Annotated in this window: 14 protein-coding genes and 3 tRNA genes; 8 read left to right on the top strand and 9 right to left on the bottom strand. The window is 71.4% G+C overall.

What is annotated here, in order from left to right:
• Nucleotides 1-4 precede the first annotated feature (4 nt).
• The 3 genes from RV983_RS29310 to RV983_RS29300 all read left to right on the top strand — a co-directional run bounded on the left by RV983_RS29310 (nt 5) and on the right by RV983_RS29300 (nt 286).
• Nucleotides 5-76: transfer RNA gene (locus RV983_RS29310), tRNA-Val, on the top strand.
• Between the two features lie 33 nt (nt 77-109).
• A tRNA-Val gene (locus RV983_RS29305) sits at nt 110-181 on the top strand.
• 30 nt (nt 182-211) lie between these two features.
• Nucleotides 212-286, top strand: a tRNA-Val gene (locus tag RV983_RS29300).
• Between the two features lie 40 nt (nt 287-326).
• Here RV983_RS29300 and RV983_RS29295 read toward each other — a convergent pair.
• The 4 genes from RV983_RS29295 to RV983_RS29280 all read right to left on the bottom strand — a co-directional run bounded on the left by RV983_RS29295 (nt 327) and on the right by RV983_RS29280 (nt 2,536).
• A complete protein-coding gene (locus tag RV983_RS29295) occupies nt 327-617 on the bottom strand; it encodes a TFIIB-type zinc ribbon-containing protein (protein ID WP_475988711.1) in 291 nt (96 codons plus the stop codon).
• A 7-nt stretch (nt 618-624) separates the two neighbouring features.
• Nucleotides 625-1,626 (bottom strand): phosphotransferase, encoded by a 1,002-nt coding sequence (locus RV983_RS29290; protein ID WP_475990496.1) that lies wholly within the window; start codon nt 1,624-1,626, stop codon nt 625-627.
• Nucleotides 1,627-1,820: 194 nt separating this feature from the next.
• Entirely contained in the window at nt 1,821-2,024 is a 204-nt protein-coding gene (locus tag RV983_RS29285) for a hypothetical protein (RefSeq protein WP_360917238.1), read from the bottom strand.
• Between the two features lie 269 nt (nt 2,025-2,293).
• Nucleotides 2,294-2,536: a hypothetical protein gene (locus RV983_RS29280; protein ID WP_475988710.1), complete on the bottom strand. Its 243-nt coding sequence runs from the start codon at nt 2,534-2,536 to the stop codon at nt 2,294-2,296.
• A 207-nt stretch (nt 2,537-2,743) separates the two neighbouring features.
• Between RV983_RS29280 and RV983_RS29275 the strand changes: the two genes are divergently transcribed.
• The 4 genes from RV983_RS29275 to RV983_RS29260 all read left to right on the top strand — a co-directional run bounded on the left by RV983_RS29275 (nt 2,744) and on the right by RV983_RS29260 (nt 8,484).
• Nucleotides 2,744-3,976, top strand: a complete 1,233-nt coding sequence (locus RV983_RS29275) for a serine/threonine-protein kinase (RefSeq protein WP_475990495.1) — start codon at nt 2,744-2,746, stop codon at nt 3,974-3,976.
• Nucleotides 3,977-4,444: 468 nt separating this feature from the next.
• The gene (locus tag RV983_RS29270) at nt 4,445-5,629 is read left to right on the top strand and encodes an acyl-CoA dehydrogenase family protein (RefSeq protein WP_475988709.1); all 1,185 of its coding nucleotides are present in this window, start codon (nt 4,445-4,447) and stop codon (nt 5,627-5,629) included.
• Entirely contained in the window at nt 5,626-6,747 is a 1,122-nt protein-coding gene (locus RV983_RS29265) for an acyl-CoA dehydrogenase family protein (RefSeq protein WP_475988708.1), read from the top strand. The genes RV983_RS29270 and RV983_RS29265 overlap by 4 nt, the downstream gene beginning before the upstream one ends.
• A gap of 237 nt (nt 6,748-6,984) precedes the next feature.
• Entirely contained in the window at nt 6,985-8,484 is a 1,500-nt protein-coding gene (locus RV983_RS29260) for a long-chain-fatty-acid--CoA ligase (protein WP_475988707.1), read from the top strand.
• A gap of 100 nt (nt 8,485-8,584) precedes the next feature.
• Here RV983_RS29260 and RV983_RS29255 read toward each other — a convergent pair whose 3' ends face one another.
• The 5 genes from RV983_RS29255 to tal form a co-directional block, all read right to left on the bottom strand.
• Complete coding sequence (locus tag RV983_RS29255; RefSeq protein WP_475988706.1) at nt 8,585-9,013, bottom strand: histidine phosphatase family protein; 429 nt, start codon at nt 9,011-9,013, stop codon at nt 8,585-8,587.
• Between the two features lie 111 nt (nt 9,014-9,124).
• A complete protein-coding gene (gene gnd, locus RV983_RS29250; RefSeq protein ID WP_475988705.1) occupies nt 9,125-10,012 on the bottom strand; it encodes a phosphogluconate dehydrogenase (NAD(+)-dependent, decarboxylating) in 888 nt (295 codons plus the stop codon).
• 1 nt (nt 10,013) lies between these two features.
• The gene (gene opcA, locus RV983_RS29245; protein WP_475988704.1) at nt 10,014-10,988 is read right to left on the bottom strand and encodes a glucose-6-phosphate dehydrogenase assembly protein OpcA; all 975 of its coding nucleotides are present in this window, start codon (nt 10,986-10,988) and stop codon (nt 10,014-10,016) included.
• Nucleotides 10,985-12,535, bottom strand: a complete 1,551-nt coding sequence (zwf, locus tag RV983_RS29240; RefSeq protein ID WP_475988703.1) for a glucose-6-phosphate dehydrogenase — start codon at nt 12,533-12,535, stop codon at nt 10,985-10,987. Before zwf ends, opcA begins: the two co-directional genes overlap by 4 nt.
• Nucleotides 12,532-13,677, bottom strand: a complete 1,146-nt coding sequence (tal, locus tag RV983_RS29235) for a transaldolase (protein WP_475988702.1) — start codon at nt 13,675-13,677, stop codon at nt 12,532-12,534. Before tal ends, zwf begins: the two co-directional genes overlap by 4 nt.
• A gap of 594 nt (nt 13,678-14,271) precedes the next feature.
• Here tal and RV983_RS29230 point away from each other — a divergent pair.
• Nucleotides 14,272-15,045, top strand: coding sequence for an FkbM family methyltransferase (locus tag RV983_RS29230; RefSeq protein ID WP_475988701.1), 774 nt, complete (start codon nt 14,272-14,274; stop codon nt 15,043-15,045).
• Nucleotides 15,046-15,102: the final 57 nt, after the last annotated feature.

Genomic DNA, 15,102 nt, shown 5'->3' with positions numbered 1-15,102 from the left:
CTTCGGACGATTAGCTCAGCGGGAGAGCGCTTCCCTGACACGGAAGAGGTCACTGGTTCAATCCCAGTATCGTCCACTGGGGCTCCGGCTCCCGAGGGTCTTCCCTCACGCGCGATTAGCTCAGCGGGAGAGCGCTTCCCTGACACGGAAGAGGTCACTGGTTCAATCCCAGTATCGCGCACGCGGTATCAGAGGTACCCGTGATTCACGAGGACGATTAGCTCAGCGGGAGAGCGCTTCCCTGACACGGAAGAGGTCACTGGTTCAATCCCAGTATCGTCCACCACCTCAGAGGGCCGGAGCGTTCGCTCCGGCCCTCTGTCGTGTCAGGACGAGAAGAGCATGTGCGCCCAGCTCTGCTTGTGGTGGCCGTGGTGCCCACCGTGATGACCGCCGTGGTGCGGCGCGCCCCAGGCCGGAGCGGCGTGCTGCTGCGGGTAGGCCTGCGGGTAGCCGGCCGGCGGCGGGGCGGGCTGGGTGTACTGCGACTCCACGCGGGTCAGCGCCTCGAGCTCCCCGTAGTCCAGGAAGATCCCCCGGCAGTTGACGCACTGCTCGATCTGGACGCCGCTGCGGTTGAACGTCTGCATTTGGCCATGACACTTGGGACAGAGCATCGTCGGCTCATCTCCTCGCTCGCACCGGCCGGGGGTCCTCCCCCGGCGTAGAACAGAACTTTACTTGCGCGATTCGGCGGCACGTATCGAGGACGGCTTGTTCCGTTCCGTCGAGTACGCGGCCTTCCTGCGCGGCCTTGGCAACCGCGACGGCCGCGGTCTGCACCGCCAACGCCCTTGCTGCCACGTCCAGATAGGGCCACGGGTCACCGTCCGCGGGAACGGCGGGGCCGCCGGCGGCACGGTAGGCGCCGAGGAAGCGGCCCCAGTCGGCGGGGTCCAGCAGCCCGGCGGCGAACCACATCGCCGGCCGGGCCAAGTCCCAGGAGGGCCGGCCGACCCCGAGGTCGTCCACATCGATCAGCCGCCACGGGCCCAGCGGCGCGGGATGGCGCACCAGTTGGCCCAGGTGGAGGTCGCCGTGGCACAGCGCGGCACCCTCCGGCGGCTGCGGCGCCTCGTCGCGTGCCCAGGCGGGCAGCCCGCGCCAGGCCGCCAGGACGGCCGGTTCCGCCGCACCCGCCGCCAGCATCCGGGCCACCCCGCGGGCCGCCTTGGCGGGCCCGCGCATCGGCGGCAGCGGGCCGGGCAGCGCGGCGACCGGCACCGAGTGCAGCCGGGCGAGCAGCCCGCCCGCCTCCTCCCAGGGAGCGGCGTCCGCCTCGTCCGGGTCGACGGGGCGGCCGTACGGCCACACCGTCACCGTGCGGCCGTGCACCGGCGCGCTCAGGGCACCGTCACCGCCGGGCAGCGCGGCCGGGGGCAGCAGGATGCCGTCGAGCAGCGGATGGGCGGCGACCCGCAGCCGTACGGAAAGCGCCTCGGGGTCGGTGTCGCCCGCGTGGGCCTTGGCGACCAGGCCGCCACTGCGGACGACCGTGGACTCGGCACGCTCCGCCAGCACAGCCGGCACTGCGGGCTCCGGCGGGCGCGCTTGCCCGGGAATCTTCGAGGCCGCTGCCGCGACCGCCCCCAGGGCGCGCGTCAGCGGCGGTGCACTGCTGGTCAACGACTCCCCCACTGCTGGTCTCACCGGCCCACTGTGCGACAGCGCGCCGCGTGGTGGCAATGCCGAAGAAGATGCCCGGGTACCGCCACAGGTACCCGGGCACTCGTGCCGTCCGCCGGACCCCCGTCCCCACGGGGTTACTTCACCGGCTGTCGCTGGCCCGGACCGCTCATCCGGGCCCTCGGAGCGATCTGTCAACGCCCCATCAGACCGGCTACGGACGACGCTTGTGTGACGACCGCGTCCCAGCCCCCGAAGACCACCGCGAGCAGTACCGCCAGCGGCAGGGCCATGGCCACCGCCACCAGGGGATGCCGGGTGCCGGACGGACGTATGCCGAAGGCGGCGATCCTGCTGCCGCGTCCCGGCCGTACCGGGCGGCTCACCGTGTTCGCCATGGCCCTCTCCTGGGTCCCGTGGTCGTGCATCCTTATGTTGATGTTCAGGGCGGCGGGCGTTTGACCTCGGGGGACGAGTGCTCCGCCCGCCGCTTGACCTCAACACTAGGCGGGCGGCCGGGGCGGGTCGTCATGCCTTCGTACCCCTTCTCCGGCCTCCCCCAGGATGACTCCACGACCGATGGCGTACTCCCGTGGGTGGAGGTGGCGGCCGGCGACCCCGGGACATCCCCGAGGGGATGTCCCGGGGAGCGGCGCGGCGGGGCGGTCTAGTCCCCGTCGCCCTCCTCGGAGTCGTCCCTGGGTATGGGCTGCTCCACCAGCGCGAGGACCCGCGTCGCCATGAAGCGCGCGGTCCGCACGACCGAGCCGGACCGGGTGACTTCGCTCACTTCCACCACCCCGCGGCGCACTGCCGTCTCGACCCTGCGCCCCGCCCTGGTGGCCACTACTTCGTACGTCCTGGTCGTGTCACCCGCATCCACGACAATCTCCACACGATCACCTTTCATGGCGTCAATCTCCCTTGCACGATGGAATGTTGACGGCATGAAGAAAATCCGGCCCCGAACTCGCCGGACCGTTCCCCACTCTTCAAGGATCCCACCCGGCACTGACAATCCCCCGTCCGGCGCGGGCGCGGCCTCGCGGCGCGACGGTCGGTCAGTCCGTAAGCTGTCGACGTCAGACTGGCCGGGCAGGCAGCGGGGATGGACGACATGACGATGATGCGGCTCCGGCGCGAGGACCCGCGTGTCGTCGGCTCGTTCCGGCTGCACCGGAGACTCGGCGCGGGCGGCATGGGGGTGGTGTACCTGGGCGCCGACAAGCGCGGCCAGCGCGTCGCGCTCAAGGTGATCCGCCCCGAGCTCGCCGAGGACCAGGAGTTCCGCTCCCGCTTCGCCCGTGAGGTCTCCGCCGCCCGCCGCATCCGCGGCGGCTGCACGGCGCGGCTGGTGGCCGCCGACCTGGAGGCCGAACGTCCCTGGTTCGCCACCCAGTACGTGCCCGGCCCCTCCCTCCACGACAAGGTCGCCCGCGACGGGATCCTGCCGGCCGCCGAGGTCGCCTCGGTCGGCGCGGCCCTGGCCGAGGGCCTGGTCGCCGTGCACGAGGCCGGGGTCGTCCACCGCGACCTGAAGCCCTCCAACATCCTGCTGTCGCCCAAGGGTCCGCGCATCATCGACTTCGGCATCGCCTGGTCGACCGGCGCCAGCACGCTCACCCACGTCGGCACGGCGGTCGGCTCGCCGGGCTTCCTCGCCCCGGAGCAGGTCCGCGGGGCCGCGGTCACACCCGCGACGGACGTCTTCGCCTTCGGGGCGACCCTGGCCTACGCCGCCACCGGCGACTCGCCCTTCGGGCAGGGCAGTTCCGAGGTCATGCTCTACCGCGTCGTGCACGAGGAACCGGACCTCGCGGGCGTCCCCGACTCGCTCGCCCCCCTGGTGTACGCCTGCCTGACGAAGGATCCGGAAGCGCGGCCCAGCACGGTGCAACTCTCCGAGCGGCTCGCCGAGATCGCCGCCCGCGAGGCGCGCGGGCACGGCCCGGCCCGGCGGGACATCGTGCCCAAGGCGGCCGGCCCGCGCCCCGAGCGGCCCACGGGCCCGCGCGCGCAGGCGTACGCCGACCAGCAGACGGAGCGGCGCACGGCGCCGGGCACGCCCTCCCCCTCCCCGCGTACCCCGGCCCGTACCCCGGCCCGCACCCCCACCAGAACCCCCGCCAGAACCCCCGCCAGAACCCCTTCCGGCCGCACCCCGGCCCCCCGTACGCCCGCCAAGCGCCGCCCCGCCGGCGCCGACCGCCGGCTGCTACGGCAGCGGCTCGTCGTCTTCGTGACCGTCACACTGCTGGTCGCCCTCGGCATCGCGGCCGCCCAGGGCTGTCAGGGGCCCTCGCGGGGCCTGCAACCCGTTTCGGGCGTTGCGGCCTACCCCCACGCGTAGCGCTGCGCTTCGCTGTACCGGGTTTTTCCCCCGCCCGGCCGGAGGCCGGGGATGCCCCCGGCCCGGCGCGGTAAGTGACCGCCTTGCGCTGCGTGCGCATCGGGGTCGGTGCCGCGCCGGGGTACGTCCTCAGCGCTCGCGGTTTACCCCCACATCAATCGGCATCGACCACGCGGTCGCCGCTCGTCGCTTCCGGGCGCACCCCGCCACACCCCCTCCGGGCCGATCCGCGCCCTGACGGCCGGTGGGGGTGCATGTCGCCAGTGACGGCTACGCCCTTGCACGGTGCGGCGTCAACGGCTGCCCGAGCACGGTGCCGCTCACACCACCCACCGGGGATCAGGCGCATGACGAAGCGGGCGGGGAAAAGACGGGGAACCGCCCTCGGAGGGGGTGACGCACGGGGGCCCGATGGGTTACTTTCCAAGCGCTTGCTTAGTGACCCGCAATCGCGGAGGGACGCACCGCATGACGCTCACCCCGGAGGAGCTGCGCGAACGCGTGCGCGCGCTGCTCGCCTCGTACGATCCCGCGGCGACCGGCCGCCTGGACTTCCTGCGGGCCCGGTTCGACGCCGGGCTGGCGTGGGTGCACTACCCGGAGGGCCTCGGCGGGCTCGGCGCGCCCCGCGCCCTGCAGGGCGCGGTGGACGCGGAACTGTCGGCCGCCGGGGTGCCGGACAACGAACCGCGGCGCATCGGCATCGGCCTGGGCATGGCGGCCCCGACCGTCCTCCGTTACGGCACCGAGGAGCAGAAGTCCCGCTTCCTGCGCCCCCTGTGGACCGGCGAGGAGGTCTGGTGCCAGCTGTTCAGCGAACCGGGCGCCGGGTCGGACCTCGCAAGCCTGCGCACCAGGGCGGTACGCGACGGCGACGACTGGATCGTGACCGGCCAGAAGGTGTGGACGTCCAACGCCCACAACGCGCGCTGGGCGATCCTGATCGCCCGCACGGACCCGGACCTCCCGAAGCACCAGGGCATCACGTACTTCGTGTGCGACATGACCGACCCCGGGGTCGAGGTGCGGCCGCTGCGCCAGATCACGGGCGAGGCGGAGTTCAACGAGGTCTTCCTCACCGATGTCCGCATCCCGGACGCGCACCGGCTCGGGGCCGTCGGCGACGGCTGGCGGGTGGCGCAGACGACGCTGATGAACGAGCGGGTCGCGATCGGCGGCATGGCGCTGCCCCGCGAGGGCGGCATGATCGGCACGGTCGCTACCACCTGGCGGGAGCGGCCGGAGCTGCGCACGCCGGACCTGCACGACCGCCTGCTGCGGCTCTGGGTGGACGCCGAGGTCACCCGCCTCACCGGCGAACGGCTGCGCCAGCAGCTCGCGGTGGGCGCGCCCGGCCCCGAGGGATCGGGCATGAAGCTGGCGTTCGCGACGCTCAACCAGCGCGTCAGCGGCCTGGAGGTCGAGCTGCTGGGCGAGGACGGACTGCGGTACGGCGACTGGACGATGACCCGCCCGGAGGTCGTCGACTTCTACGGTCGCGACGCCGGCTACCGCTACCTGCGGGCCAAGGGCAACTCGATCGAGGGCGGCACGTCCGAGATCCTGCGCAACATCATCTCCGAGCGGGTCATGGGCCTGCCCTCCGAGCCCCGTACGGACAAGGACGTTCCGTGGAAGGACCTGCCGCGATGAGTTCCGATCTGCTGTACTCCGACGTCGAGGACGATCTGCGCTCCGCGGTGCGCGGGCTGCTCACCGACCGGTGTGCTCCCGCGGATGTGCTGGCCCATGTCGGCACCGGTGCGCCCCACGACGCGGCGCTGTGGCGCACGCTCGCGCAGGAGGTGGGGCTCGCGGGGCTGCTGGTCCCCGAGAAGCTGGGCGGCCAGGGTGCCTCGGCGCGGGAGGCCGCGGTGGTACTGGAGGAACTGGGCGGCTTCGTCGCGCCGGTTCCGTTCCTGGGCAGTGCCGTGCTGGCCACGTCCGCCCTGCTCGCCTCGGGCACGGAGGAAGCGGACGAGGTGGCGGCCCGGCTCGCCGGGGGCACGGAGGTGGCGGCGCTCGCGGTGCCCCTGTCCACCGCGCCCGACGCCGCCTTCCCCGCGGCGGTGCGCGCCGACGCGGACGGAGTCCTGACCGGCACGGTGACCAGCGTGGCGGACGGTTCCGGCGCCGGGGTCCTGATCGTGCCGGCGCTCGGCCCCGAAGGCCCGGAGCTGTACGAGGTGCGGACGGACGCCGCGGGGGTCGAGGTCTCCGTGCCCGTGCCGCTCGACCTGACCCGGCCCATCGCCGACATCACGTTGACGGGGGCGGCGGGCCACCGCCTGGCCGGTCCCGGGAGCGCCGCGGCGGCACTGCGCGCCGCCCTGCTCACCGGGGCGGGCCTGCTGGCGTCGGAACAACTGGGCCTGGCCCAGTGGTGCCTGGACGAGACCGTGCGGTACCTCAGGGAGCGGCACCAGTTCGGCCGCGTGGTCGGCTCGTTCCAGGCGCTCAAGCACCGTCTCGCGGACCTGTGGCTCGAACTCGTGCAGGCCCGTGCCGCCGCCCGGAACGCCGCCGACGCGCTCGCACGCGGCCACCGGGAGGCGTCCGTCGCGGTCGCCGTGGCGCAGGCGTTCTGCGCGCCCGTGGCGGTGCGCGCCGCCGAGGAGTGCATCCAGCTGCACGGCGGCATCGGCATGACGTGGGAGCACCCCGCCCACCTCTACCTGAAGCGCGCCAAGGCCGACGAGATCGCGCTGGGCACGCCCGGCCGCCACCGCGCCGCCCTGGCCGCGCTGGTGGACCTGCCTCCGGCGGGCTGACTCCCCCGGCGTGGGGCGGCCAGGGCGCCCGGGCCGCCCCACGCCGTCCCGCGCCGTCCCGCGCCGTCCCGCGGGCGCACAGTGCGGTGGCGTGGCCCGGGGCGTAGCGTCGATGGGGAGAGTGGCGCCAGGCGGCGTCGACACTGCGCTCACGGCGGTACGCGGCGTCGGTGGTCCAACGGGTCCGCCGGCCGACGCTGCCGGCACAGCGGCAGGACGCTGGAGGGCGGTTCCGGCATGAACCTCGCTTCTGAACTGGTGGACACCGCCCGCGCGCACCCGGACCGTACGGCGCTGCGCCTGGGCCCCGGCACCGTCTCGTACCGCGCCCTCGACCAGGGCAGCGCCGGCATCGCCCGGCTGCTTCGCGACCGGGGCGTCGCGCCGGGCGACCGCGTGGCGATCATGCTGCCCAACACCCCGGAATTCGCCCTCGCCTACTTCGGCGCACTCCGGGCCGGCGGCATCGTCGTACCGATGAACCCCCTGCTCAAGTCGCTGGAGGTCGGGTACTACCTGGGCGACTCGGGTGCCCGGCTGCTGTTCGCCTGGCACGCCTTCGCCGACGAGGCGCGGGCCGGTGCGCAGCGGGCGGGGGCCGAGGTGGTCGTGGTGGGTCCCGGCGAGTTCGACGGGCTGCTCGCGTCCGGCTCGCCCGCCGGGGACATGACCGACCGGCACGCGGACGACACCGCGGTGGTGCTCTACACCTCGGGCACGACCGGGCACCCGAAAGGGGCCGAACTGACCCACGCCAACCTCATCCGCAACCGTGACGTGGCCGCCGGTCTGATCTCGCTCGCCCCCGACGACGTGGTCTTCGGCGGCCTGCCGCTGTTCCACGCGTTCGGGCAGACCTGCACACTCAATGCCGCGATCGCCTCCGGCGCGTGCCTCACGCTGCTCGAGCACTTCCGCGCGGAAACGGCTCTGGCCGTTCTCGCCGAGCACGGGGTGACCGTCCTGGCCGGAGTACCGACGATATTCCGCAGGCTGTTGCAGCCGCCCGGCAGGGACGCCTACGACGTCTCCCGGCTGCGGTTGTGCGTCTCCGGCGGCGCGTCGATGCCGGGCCAGGTGCTCCGCGATTTCGAGGCCGCGTTCGGCTGTGTGGTGCTCGAGGGCTACGGGCTGTCGGAGACATCGCCCGTCGCCGCGTTCAACACCCTCCAGGGCAAACGCAAGCCCGGTTCGGTCGGCACCCCGGTCCCGGGCGTCCGGATGCAGGTGGTCGACGACAGCGGCCGGGACGTGCCGCGCGGGGAGACCGGCGAGATCGTGATCAGCGGTCACAACGTGATGAAGGGGTACTGGAGGCGCCCCGACGAGACCGCGGCCGCCATCCGGGACGGCCGGTTCCACACCGGCGACCTCGGCCGTGCCGACGAGGACGGGTACTTCTGGATCGTCGGGCGGAAGAAGGACATGATCATTCGCGGCGGGAACAACGTGTACCCGCGGGAGATCGAGGCCGTGCTGTACCGGCATCCCGCCGTCGCCGAAGCGGCGGTCGTCGGCATACCCGACCCCGATCTCGGTGAGGAGGTCGGCGCGGCGGTCGTCCTCGCGACCGGAGCCCACGCCACGGCAGAAGAGCTGCGTGAGTACGTCAAGGGCCAGGTCGCCGCGTACAAGTACCCGCGCAGGATCTGGATGGTGGACTCGCTGCCGAAGGGGCCCACCGGCAAGATCCTCAAACAGGAGATCGCCCCGCCGGCCGAGGCGGGCAGGCGCTAGGGCGACGACGGCGGAATCTCATGGACATGGCCGGGAACTGCCGAGGCCGCGAAGCAACTCGCCCCGACGGCGGCGAACATGAGGCCGCATCTTGTGGACGTCAGCTGCGACATCCGGGAGCACGTGGTCTCCGGGATACCGCACCTCGGAGGCGACAGCACCGTCCTGAGGCTGCTGCACGCATGCGTCTCCGAGAACGTCGCGACCTTTGCTGGACGTCTTCGGGAACGACATGCCGCCCGACACCGTCGGGGAACCCGCGGCGGCCCAGGAGTACGCAAGGCGGCCGGCCCAGCGGGACACGCCGGTCATCGCGCTGATCAGGGCCTACAGGATCGCGCACGGGCGTTTCGCCCCGGCCGGCTCCCGCCGTGTGCACGAGGCCGATGTCGTGCGCGGCGAGCAGGGGGGCGACGCGAGCGGCCTCCTCCTCACCGTGGGCCGTGAGCGGGAGGCCGGTACGGCTGGTGTGCTGCCGCAACAGGGACCACTCGGTCTCGCCGTGGCCGAGCAGGAGCAGGTCGCCCATGAGCGTTCATCCACTTTCGGCCGTCGTAAGGGGTGGTGTGCTCTCCGGCGTGAGTGGATTGCCGGCGGCGCCGGCCGAACGACCGGCGCCGCCACAAACTCCGACCGTGGGTTACTTGCCGTCGTCCGCGGTCTCGACGGCGTGGCCGCCGAACTGGTTGCGCAGTGCGGCGATCATCTTCATCTGCGGGGAGTCGTCCTGGCGCGAGGCGAAGCGGGCGAAGAGCGACGCGGTGATCGCGGGCAGCGGCACGGCGTTGTCGATGGCCGCCTCGACGGTCCAGCGGCCCTCGCCGGAGTCCTCCGCGAAGCCCTTGAGCTTTTCCAGGTGCTCGTCGTCGTCGAGGGCGTTGACGGCCAGGTCCAGCAGCCAGGAACGGATGACCGTGCCCTCCTGCCAGGAGCGGAAGACCTCGCGCACATCGGTGACGGAGTCGACCTTCTCCAGCAGCTCCCAGCCCTCGGCGTAGGCCTGCATCATGGCGTACTCGATGCCGTTGTGGACCATCTTCGCGAAGTGGCCCGCGCCGACCTTGCCCGCGTGCACGGAGCCGAAGTCGCCCACCGGCTTGAGGGCGTTGAAGACCGGCTGGACCTTCTCGACGTGCTCGGCGTCGCCGCCGTACATCAGCGCGTAGCCGTTCTGCAGGCCCCATACGCCGCCGGAGACACCGCAGTCGACGAAGCCGATGCCCTTGGCCGCGAGCTCCTCGGCGTGCTTCTCGTCGTCCGTCCAGCGGGAGTTGCCGCCGTCGACGACGACGTCCCCGGGGGAGAGCAGCTCGCCCAGTTCGTCGATGGTGGACTGGGTCGCTGCACCGGCCGGCACCATCACCCAGACCACCCGAGGGGCCTCGAGCTTGTCCACGAGTTCGCGCAGGCTGTGGACGTCGGCGAGGTCCGGGTTGCGGTCGTAGCCGATGACCGTGTGTCCGGCCTGGCGGATGCGGGTGCGCATGTTCCCGCCCATCTTGCCGAGACCGATGAGACCGAGTTGCATGTCACGCGTTCCTTCGCTGTTCGTGGGACGGCCGGCTCTTGGGAGCCCCGGCCGCGGGGGGTGCCGTGGCCTCGGCCCGGAGCGCCGCGGCGTACGCCTCGTCGGGGTCGAGGCGGCGGAGTTCCTCCGCGATGAGTTCCGCCGTGGTGCGGACCTTCAGTGCCAGGACGCGCGTGGGCTGCCCGGGGATGGACAGGCCGGCCACGGCGCCCTCCGGACGGTCGACGAGGATGTCGCCGTGCTCGGTGCGCAGCCGGACCGCGGTGACGACGGGCCCGGCGGTGACGACCCGCTCGACCGGCACGCGCAGGCGGTCGGCGAACCAGCCGGCCAGCAGTTCGGCGCTGGGGTTGTCGGCCTCGCTCTCGATGACCGCCGAGGTGACCCGGGCACGGGCCTGGTCGAGTGCGGCGGCGAGCATCGAGCGCCACGGGGTCAGCCGCGTCCAGGCGAGATCGGTGTCGCCGGGCGCGTACGACGCGGCTCGCGCCGCCAGCTCCTCCAGCGGCCGCTCGACGGCGTACGCGTCGGTGATCCTGCGCTGTGCCAGCGCGCCCAGCGGGTCCTTCGCCGGGGCGTCGGGCGCGTCCACGGGCCACCAGACGACGACGGGTGCGTCCGGCAGCAGCAGCGGCAGGACCACGGAGTCGGCGTGCTCGGACACCTCCCCGTACAGCCTGAGCAGCACCGCCTCGCCGGAACCGGCGTCCGAGCCGACGCGGACCTCCGCGTCGATGCGGGAGGCGGTGCGCCGGTGGGGGGCGCGGTCCGGTCGCCTGACGACGACGAGAACGCGGGAGGGGTGCTCCTGCGAGGCCTGCTCGGCCGCCTTCAGGGAGTCGTGCGCGTTCTCCTCGTCGGTCACGATGACCATGGTCAGGACCACGCCCACCGCGGGGGATCCGATGGCGCGGCGGGCCCGTACCAGGGCCTTGTTGATGCGGCTTGCCGTGGTGTCGGTCAGGTCGATCCTCATGGCCTGCGCCAGCTCCGTCCGTCTCGTGCGAGCATCTTGTCGGCTTCCGCGGGGCCCCAGCTGCCCGCCGTGTACTGCGCGGGCCTGCCGTGCCGGTCCCAGTACCGCTCGACCGGGTCGAGGATCCTCCAGGACTCCTCGACCTCCTGGTGCCGCGGGAAGAGGTTCGCGTCGCCGAGCAGCACGTCGAGGATGAGGCGTTCGTAGGCCTCGGGGCTGGACTCGGTGAAGGACTCCCCGTAGGCGAAGTCCATCGTCACGTCCCGGATCTCCATCGAGGTGCCGGGCACCTTGGAGCCGAAGCGCACGGTCACGCCCTCGTCCGGCTGGACCCGGATGACGATCGCGTTCTGGCCGAGTTCCTGTGTCGCCTTCGGGTCGAACGGCGAGTGCGGCGCGCGCTGGAAGACCACCGCGATCTCCGTGACCCGGCGGCCGAGCCGCTTGCCGGCCCGGAGGTAGAAGGGGACGCCCGCCCAGCGGCGGTTGTCGACCTCCAGCTTGATCGCGGCGTAGGTGTCCGTGGTGGACGCGGGGTCGATGCCGGTCTCCTCCAGGTAGCCGGGCACCTCCTCGCCGCCCTGCCAGCCGTGCGCGTACTGGCCGCGCACGGTGTGCCCGCCCAGGTCGGCGGGGAGCTTGACCGCCCGCAGGACCTTCAGCTTCTCCGTGAGGAGCGACTCGGCGTCGAAGGAGGCGGGCTCCTCCATGGCGGTCAGCGCCATCAGCTGGAGCAGGTGGTTCTGGATGACGTCGCGGGCGGCGCCGATCCCGTCGTAGTAGCCCGCGCGTCCGCCGATGCCGATGTCCTCGGCCATGGTGATCTGCACGTGGTCGACGTAACTGCGGTTCCACACGGGCTCGAACATCGTGTTGGCGAAGCGCAGCGCCAGGATGTTCTGGACCGTCTCCTTGCCCAGGTAGTGGTCGATCCGGAACACCTGCTCCGGCGCGAACACCTCGTGGACGAGCCCGTTGAGCTGCTGGGCGCTGTCCAGGTCGCGGCCGAACGGCTTCTCGATGACCGCACGGCGCCACGAGCCCTCGGGGGCATCGGTGAGCCCGTGCTTCTTCAACTGCCGTACGACCGTGGGGAAGAACTTCGGCGGGACGGAGAGGTAGAAGGCGTAGTTGCCGCTCGTCCCGCGCGAGGCGTCCAGTTCGTCGACGGTGGCGCGCAGCTGCTTGAACGCGACGTCGTCGTCGAAGTCCCCCGGGATGAAGCGCATGCCTTCCGCGAGGTGCTGCCAGACCTCCTCGCGGAAGGGAGTACGGGCGTGCTCGCGCACGGAGTCGTGCACGACCTGGGCGAAGTCCTGGTCCTCCCACTCGCGGCGGGCGAAGCCGAGGAGCGAGAAGCCCGGCGGCAGCAGCCCCCGGTTGGCCAGGTCGTACACGGCGGGCATCAGCTTCTTGCGGGACAGGTCACCGGTCACACCGAAGATCACCAGACCGGACGGTCCCGCGATGCGGGGCAGCCGGCGGTCGCCGGGGGCTCGCAGGGGGTTGGTCCACGGTACTTCGGGTGCGGTCTCGGCCTTGCTCATTCCGCGTCGACTCCTTGGTTCAGTGCGGTACCGATCGCCGTCAGCAGGTCGTCCCAGGCGGCCTCGAACTTCGCCACGCCCTCGTCCTCCAGCAGCTTCACGACCTCGTCGTAGGAGATCCCCAGCCGCCCGACCGCCGCGAGGTCGGCGCGGGCGCCGTCGTAGCGGCCCGTGACGGTGTCGCCCTCGACGCGGCCGTGGTCGGCGGTGGCCTCGAGCGTGGCTTCCGGCATGGTGTTGACGACGCCGGGGGCGACCAGCTCGGTCACGTACATGGTGTCCGGGTAGGCGGGGTCCTTGACGCCGGTGGAGGCCCACAGGGGGCGCTGCTTGTGGGCGCCGTCGTGCTCCAGGGCCTTCCAGCGGTCGGAGGAGAAGACCTCCTCGTACGCCTGGTAGGCCAGCCGGGCGTTGGCGATGGCGGCCTTGCCCTTGAGGCCCTTGGCCTCGTCGGTGCCGATCTTCTCCAGGCGCTTGTCGATCTCGCTGTCCACGCGGGAGACGAAGAAGGACGCCACGGAGCGGATCAGGGACAGGTCCAGGCCCGCGGCCTTGGCCGTCTCCAGTCCGGTCAGGTAGGCGTCCATGACCTGGCGGTAGCGGTCCAGCGAGAAGATCAGCGTGACGTTGACGCTGATGCCCTTGCCGATCACCTCGGCGATGGCCGGCAGGCCCGCCTTGGTCGCCGGGATCTTGATCAGGGTGTTCGGGCGGTCCACCAGCCAGGCCAGCTGCTTGGCCTCGGCGATCGTCGCCACGGTGTTGTGGGCGAGCCGCGGGTCGACCTCGATCGACACCCGGCCGTCCTGCCCGCCCGTCGCGTCGTACACCGGACGCAGCACATCGGCCGCGTCACGGACATCGGCGGCGGTCATCATGCGGACGGCTTCGTCGCGGGTGACCCCGCGCTCGGCCAGTTCGGCGAGCTGCTCCCGGTAGTCCTCTCCCGAGCCGATGGCGGCCTGGAAGATGGAGGGGTTCGTGGTGACGCCCACCACCCGCTCCGATGCGACGAGTCCGGCGAGACCGCCGGAGGTGAGCCGGCCGCGCGAGAGGTCGTCCAGCCAGATCGAGACACCCGCGGCGGCCAGGCGCCGCAACGGTTCCGCAGTCGCGGTTGCTGCTTCGTTCACTGTGATCATCTTCTTTCTGCGCTCGCATCAACCGCGGGGGCGTGCGAACGATTCCCGGTTGACCCGGGGGTCTTCCGCGGCGGGCGGACCACCGCGGCCGGAGTGCGGCCGGAGGGCACATCGCCTTGTAAGACCGTACACCTGTAGTTGAGCTTTAAATTAACCGCCCTGCCACCTCGGCGCACGGACGACCGGATCCCCGAACCGGCTCACGGTTGACCTGGAAGGGGCATGACCAGGCGGACAGGGGCGCCGGGAAGGGATTGCGGCAGCGCACGGAAGGAATGATGAATTCCGAAAAAAGAAATCACTCGGCCTGACGGCCGAACTGCCGCAGCGGTCGGCGAAGTGCTGGGGCCAAGAACCTCGAACGACGCCGGAACTCCATACCGCCCTTCTGCCTCCGACACAAGAGCAGTACACGAACTTTCACCCTGCCATGATTCGCCGCGCCTCACCCCGTGCTGTCGACCCGCCACGATCTTGACAAACCCACCGGCCCCACACAATGCGCATCGGCAGATTCACGTACGCCCGCATCGAAGACGCAACCCCTTCCGCCAAGGGCTAGTCAAGTTGACCACCAGCGGCTGTAATCACTCCATGCACCTCTCCGAGATCGAACAAGCCAACACGCGTACGCTGACCCACGCGGCAACCGTCAGGCCTGTCCCCATCGGGGACATCATTCGCACACACCGCAAGAAGTACCCATATCGGGGTTTTGTTGAGATTGACTCTCCACACTGTCCGCCCTTTGTCATGTTCTGTGTCAACGATGACGCGGTCGCCCTCGAAACCCTATGGAACGGTGAATTCCAGTACGAGCCCGGAAGCCTCTCCACTTGGGCTCAGCTGGCCGCGAAGAGCGAAACCATCGCCGACGTCGGAGCCCACGTCGGATATTTCTCGCTGATCGCCGCGCTCGCCAGCCCGGCGGCCAAGGTGCATGCATTCGAGCCGGTAAATGAAATCCACGCCCGGCTCGCAGTGAATGTCCGAGCAAACAATATCCAGAACGTGAAGCGTTACCAGTCGGGTGTGTCAAGCAAGCCCGGTTGGACCGACATCAGCGTGCGCTTCGCGGGGAATCTGCTCTCGACCGGCTCGTCCGTCGAGCGCTCCAAGGACGGCGCCAAGCAGCAGCGCATCCAGCTCGTCTCCCTTGATGAAGCGTTCGCCGACACAAAACTGGATCTTGTGAAGATCGACGTCGAAGGACACGAGCCGGCCGTCCTGCGAGGTGCCCGCAAGGTGCTGAAGCGCGACCGCCCGACCGTGATGCTCGAGGCACTGCGGGACGCGCCGCTGGACCCGCTGCTCGCCCGGTTCTTGGCTACGACTGCCACTGGGTCTCCGAAGAAGACGGGGCGCTGATCCCGTGGGCCGCGCCCAGGCCGCGCGGCACCCGGAACCTCCTGTTCACACCCCTCA

The organism is Streptomyces sp. RLA123 (genome assembly GCF_056270165.1).
Note: the sequence above shows the minus strand (reverse complement) of the source record. Positions and strands in the feature narration are given on the sequence as shown.

Bases quoted from the DNA above. Each gene is read 5' to 3' on its own strand.
- RV983_RS29255 (WP_475988706.1), bottom strand. From the start codon at position 9,013: ATGGGCGACCTGCTCCTGCTCGGCCACGGCGAGACCGAGTGGTCCCTG.
- tal (WP_475988702.1), bottom strand. From the start codon at position 13,677: ATGATCACAGTGAACGAAGCAGCAACCGCGACTGCGGAACCGTTGCGG.
- RV983_RS29260 (WP_475988707.1), top strand. From the start codon at position 6,985: ATGAACCTCGCTTCTGAACTGGTGGACACCGCCCGCGCGCACCCGGAC.
- gnd (WP_475988705.1), bottom strand. From the start codon at position 10,012: ATGCAACTCGGTCTCATCGGTCTCGGCAAGATGGGCGGGAACATGCGC.
- RV983_RS29280 (WP_475988710.1), bottom strand. From the start codon at position 2,536: ATGAAAGGTGATCGTGTGGAGATTGTCGTGGATGCGGGTGACACGACC.
- RV983_RS29230 (WP_475988701.1), top strand. From the start codon at position 14,272: ATGCACCTCTCCGAGATCGAACAAGCCAACACGCGTACGCTGACCCAC.
- opcA (WP_475988704.1), bottom strand. From the start codon at position 10,988: ATGAGGATCGACCTGACCGACACCACGGCAAGCCGCATCAACAAGGCC.
- RV983_RS29275 (WP_475990495.1), top strand. From the start codon at position 2,744: ATGACGATGATGCGGCTCCGGCGCGAGGACCCGCGTGTCGTCGGCTCG.
- zwf (WP_475988703.1), bottom strand. From the start codon at position 12,535: ATGAGCAAGGCCGAGACCGCACCCGAAGTACCGTGGACCAACCCCCTG.
- RV983_RS29295 (WP_475988711.1), bottom strand. From the start codon at position 617: ATGCTCTGTCCCAAGTGTCATGGCCAAATGCAGACGTTCAACCGCAGC.
- RV983_RS29270 (WP_475988709.1), top strand. From the start codon at position 4,445: ATGACGCTCACCCCGGAGGAGCTGCGCGAACGCGTGCGCGCGCTGCTC.
- RV983_RS29265 (WP_475988708.1), top strand. From the start codon at position 5,626: ATGAGTTCCGATCTGCTGTACTCCGACGTCGAGGACGATCTGCGCTCC.
- RV983_RS29285 (WP_360917238.1), bottom strand. From the start codon at position 2,024: ATGGCGAACACGGTGAGCCGCCCGGTACGGCCGGGACGCGGCAGCAGG.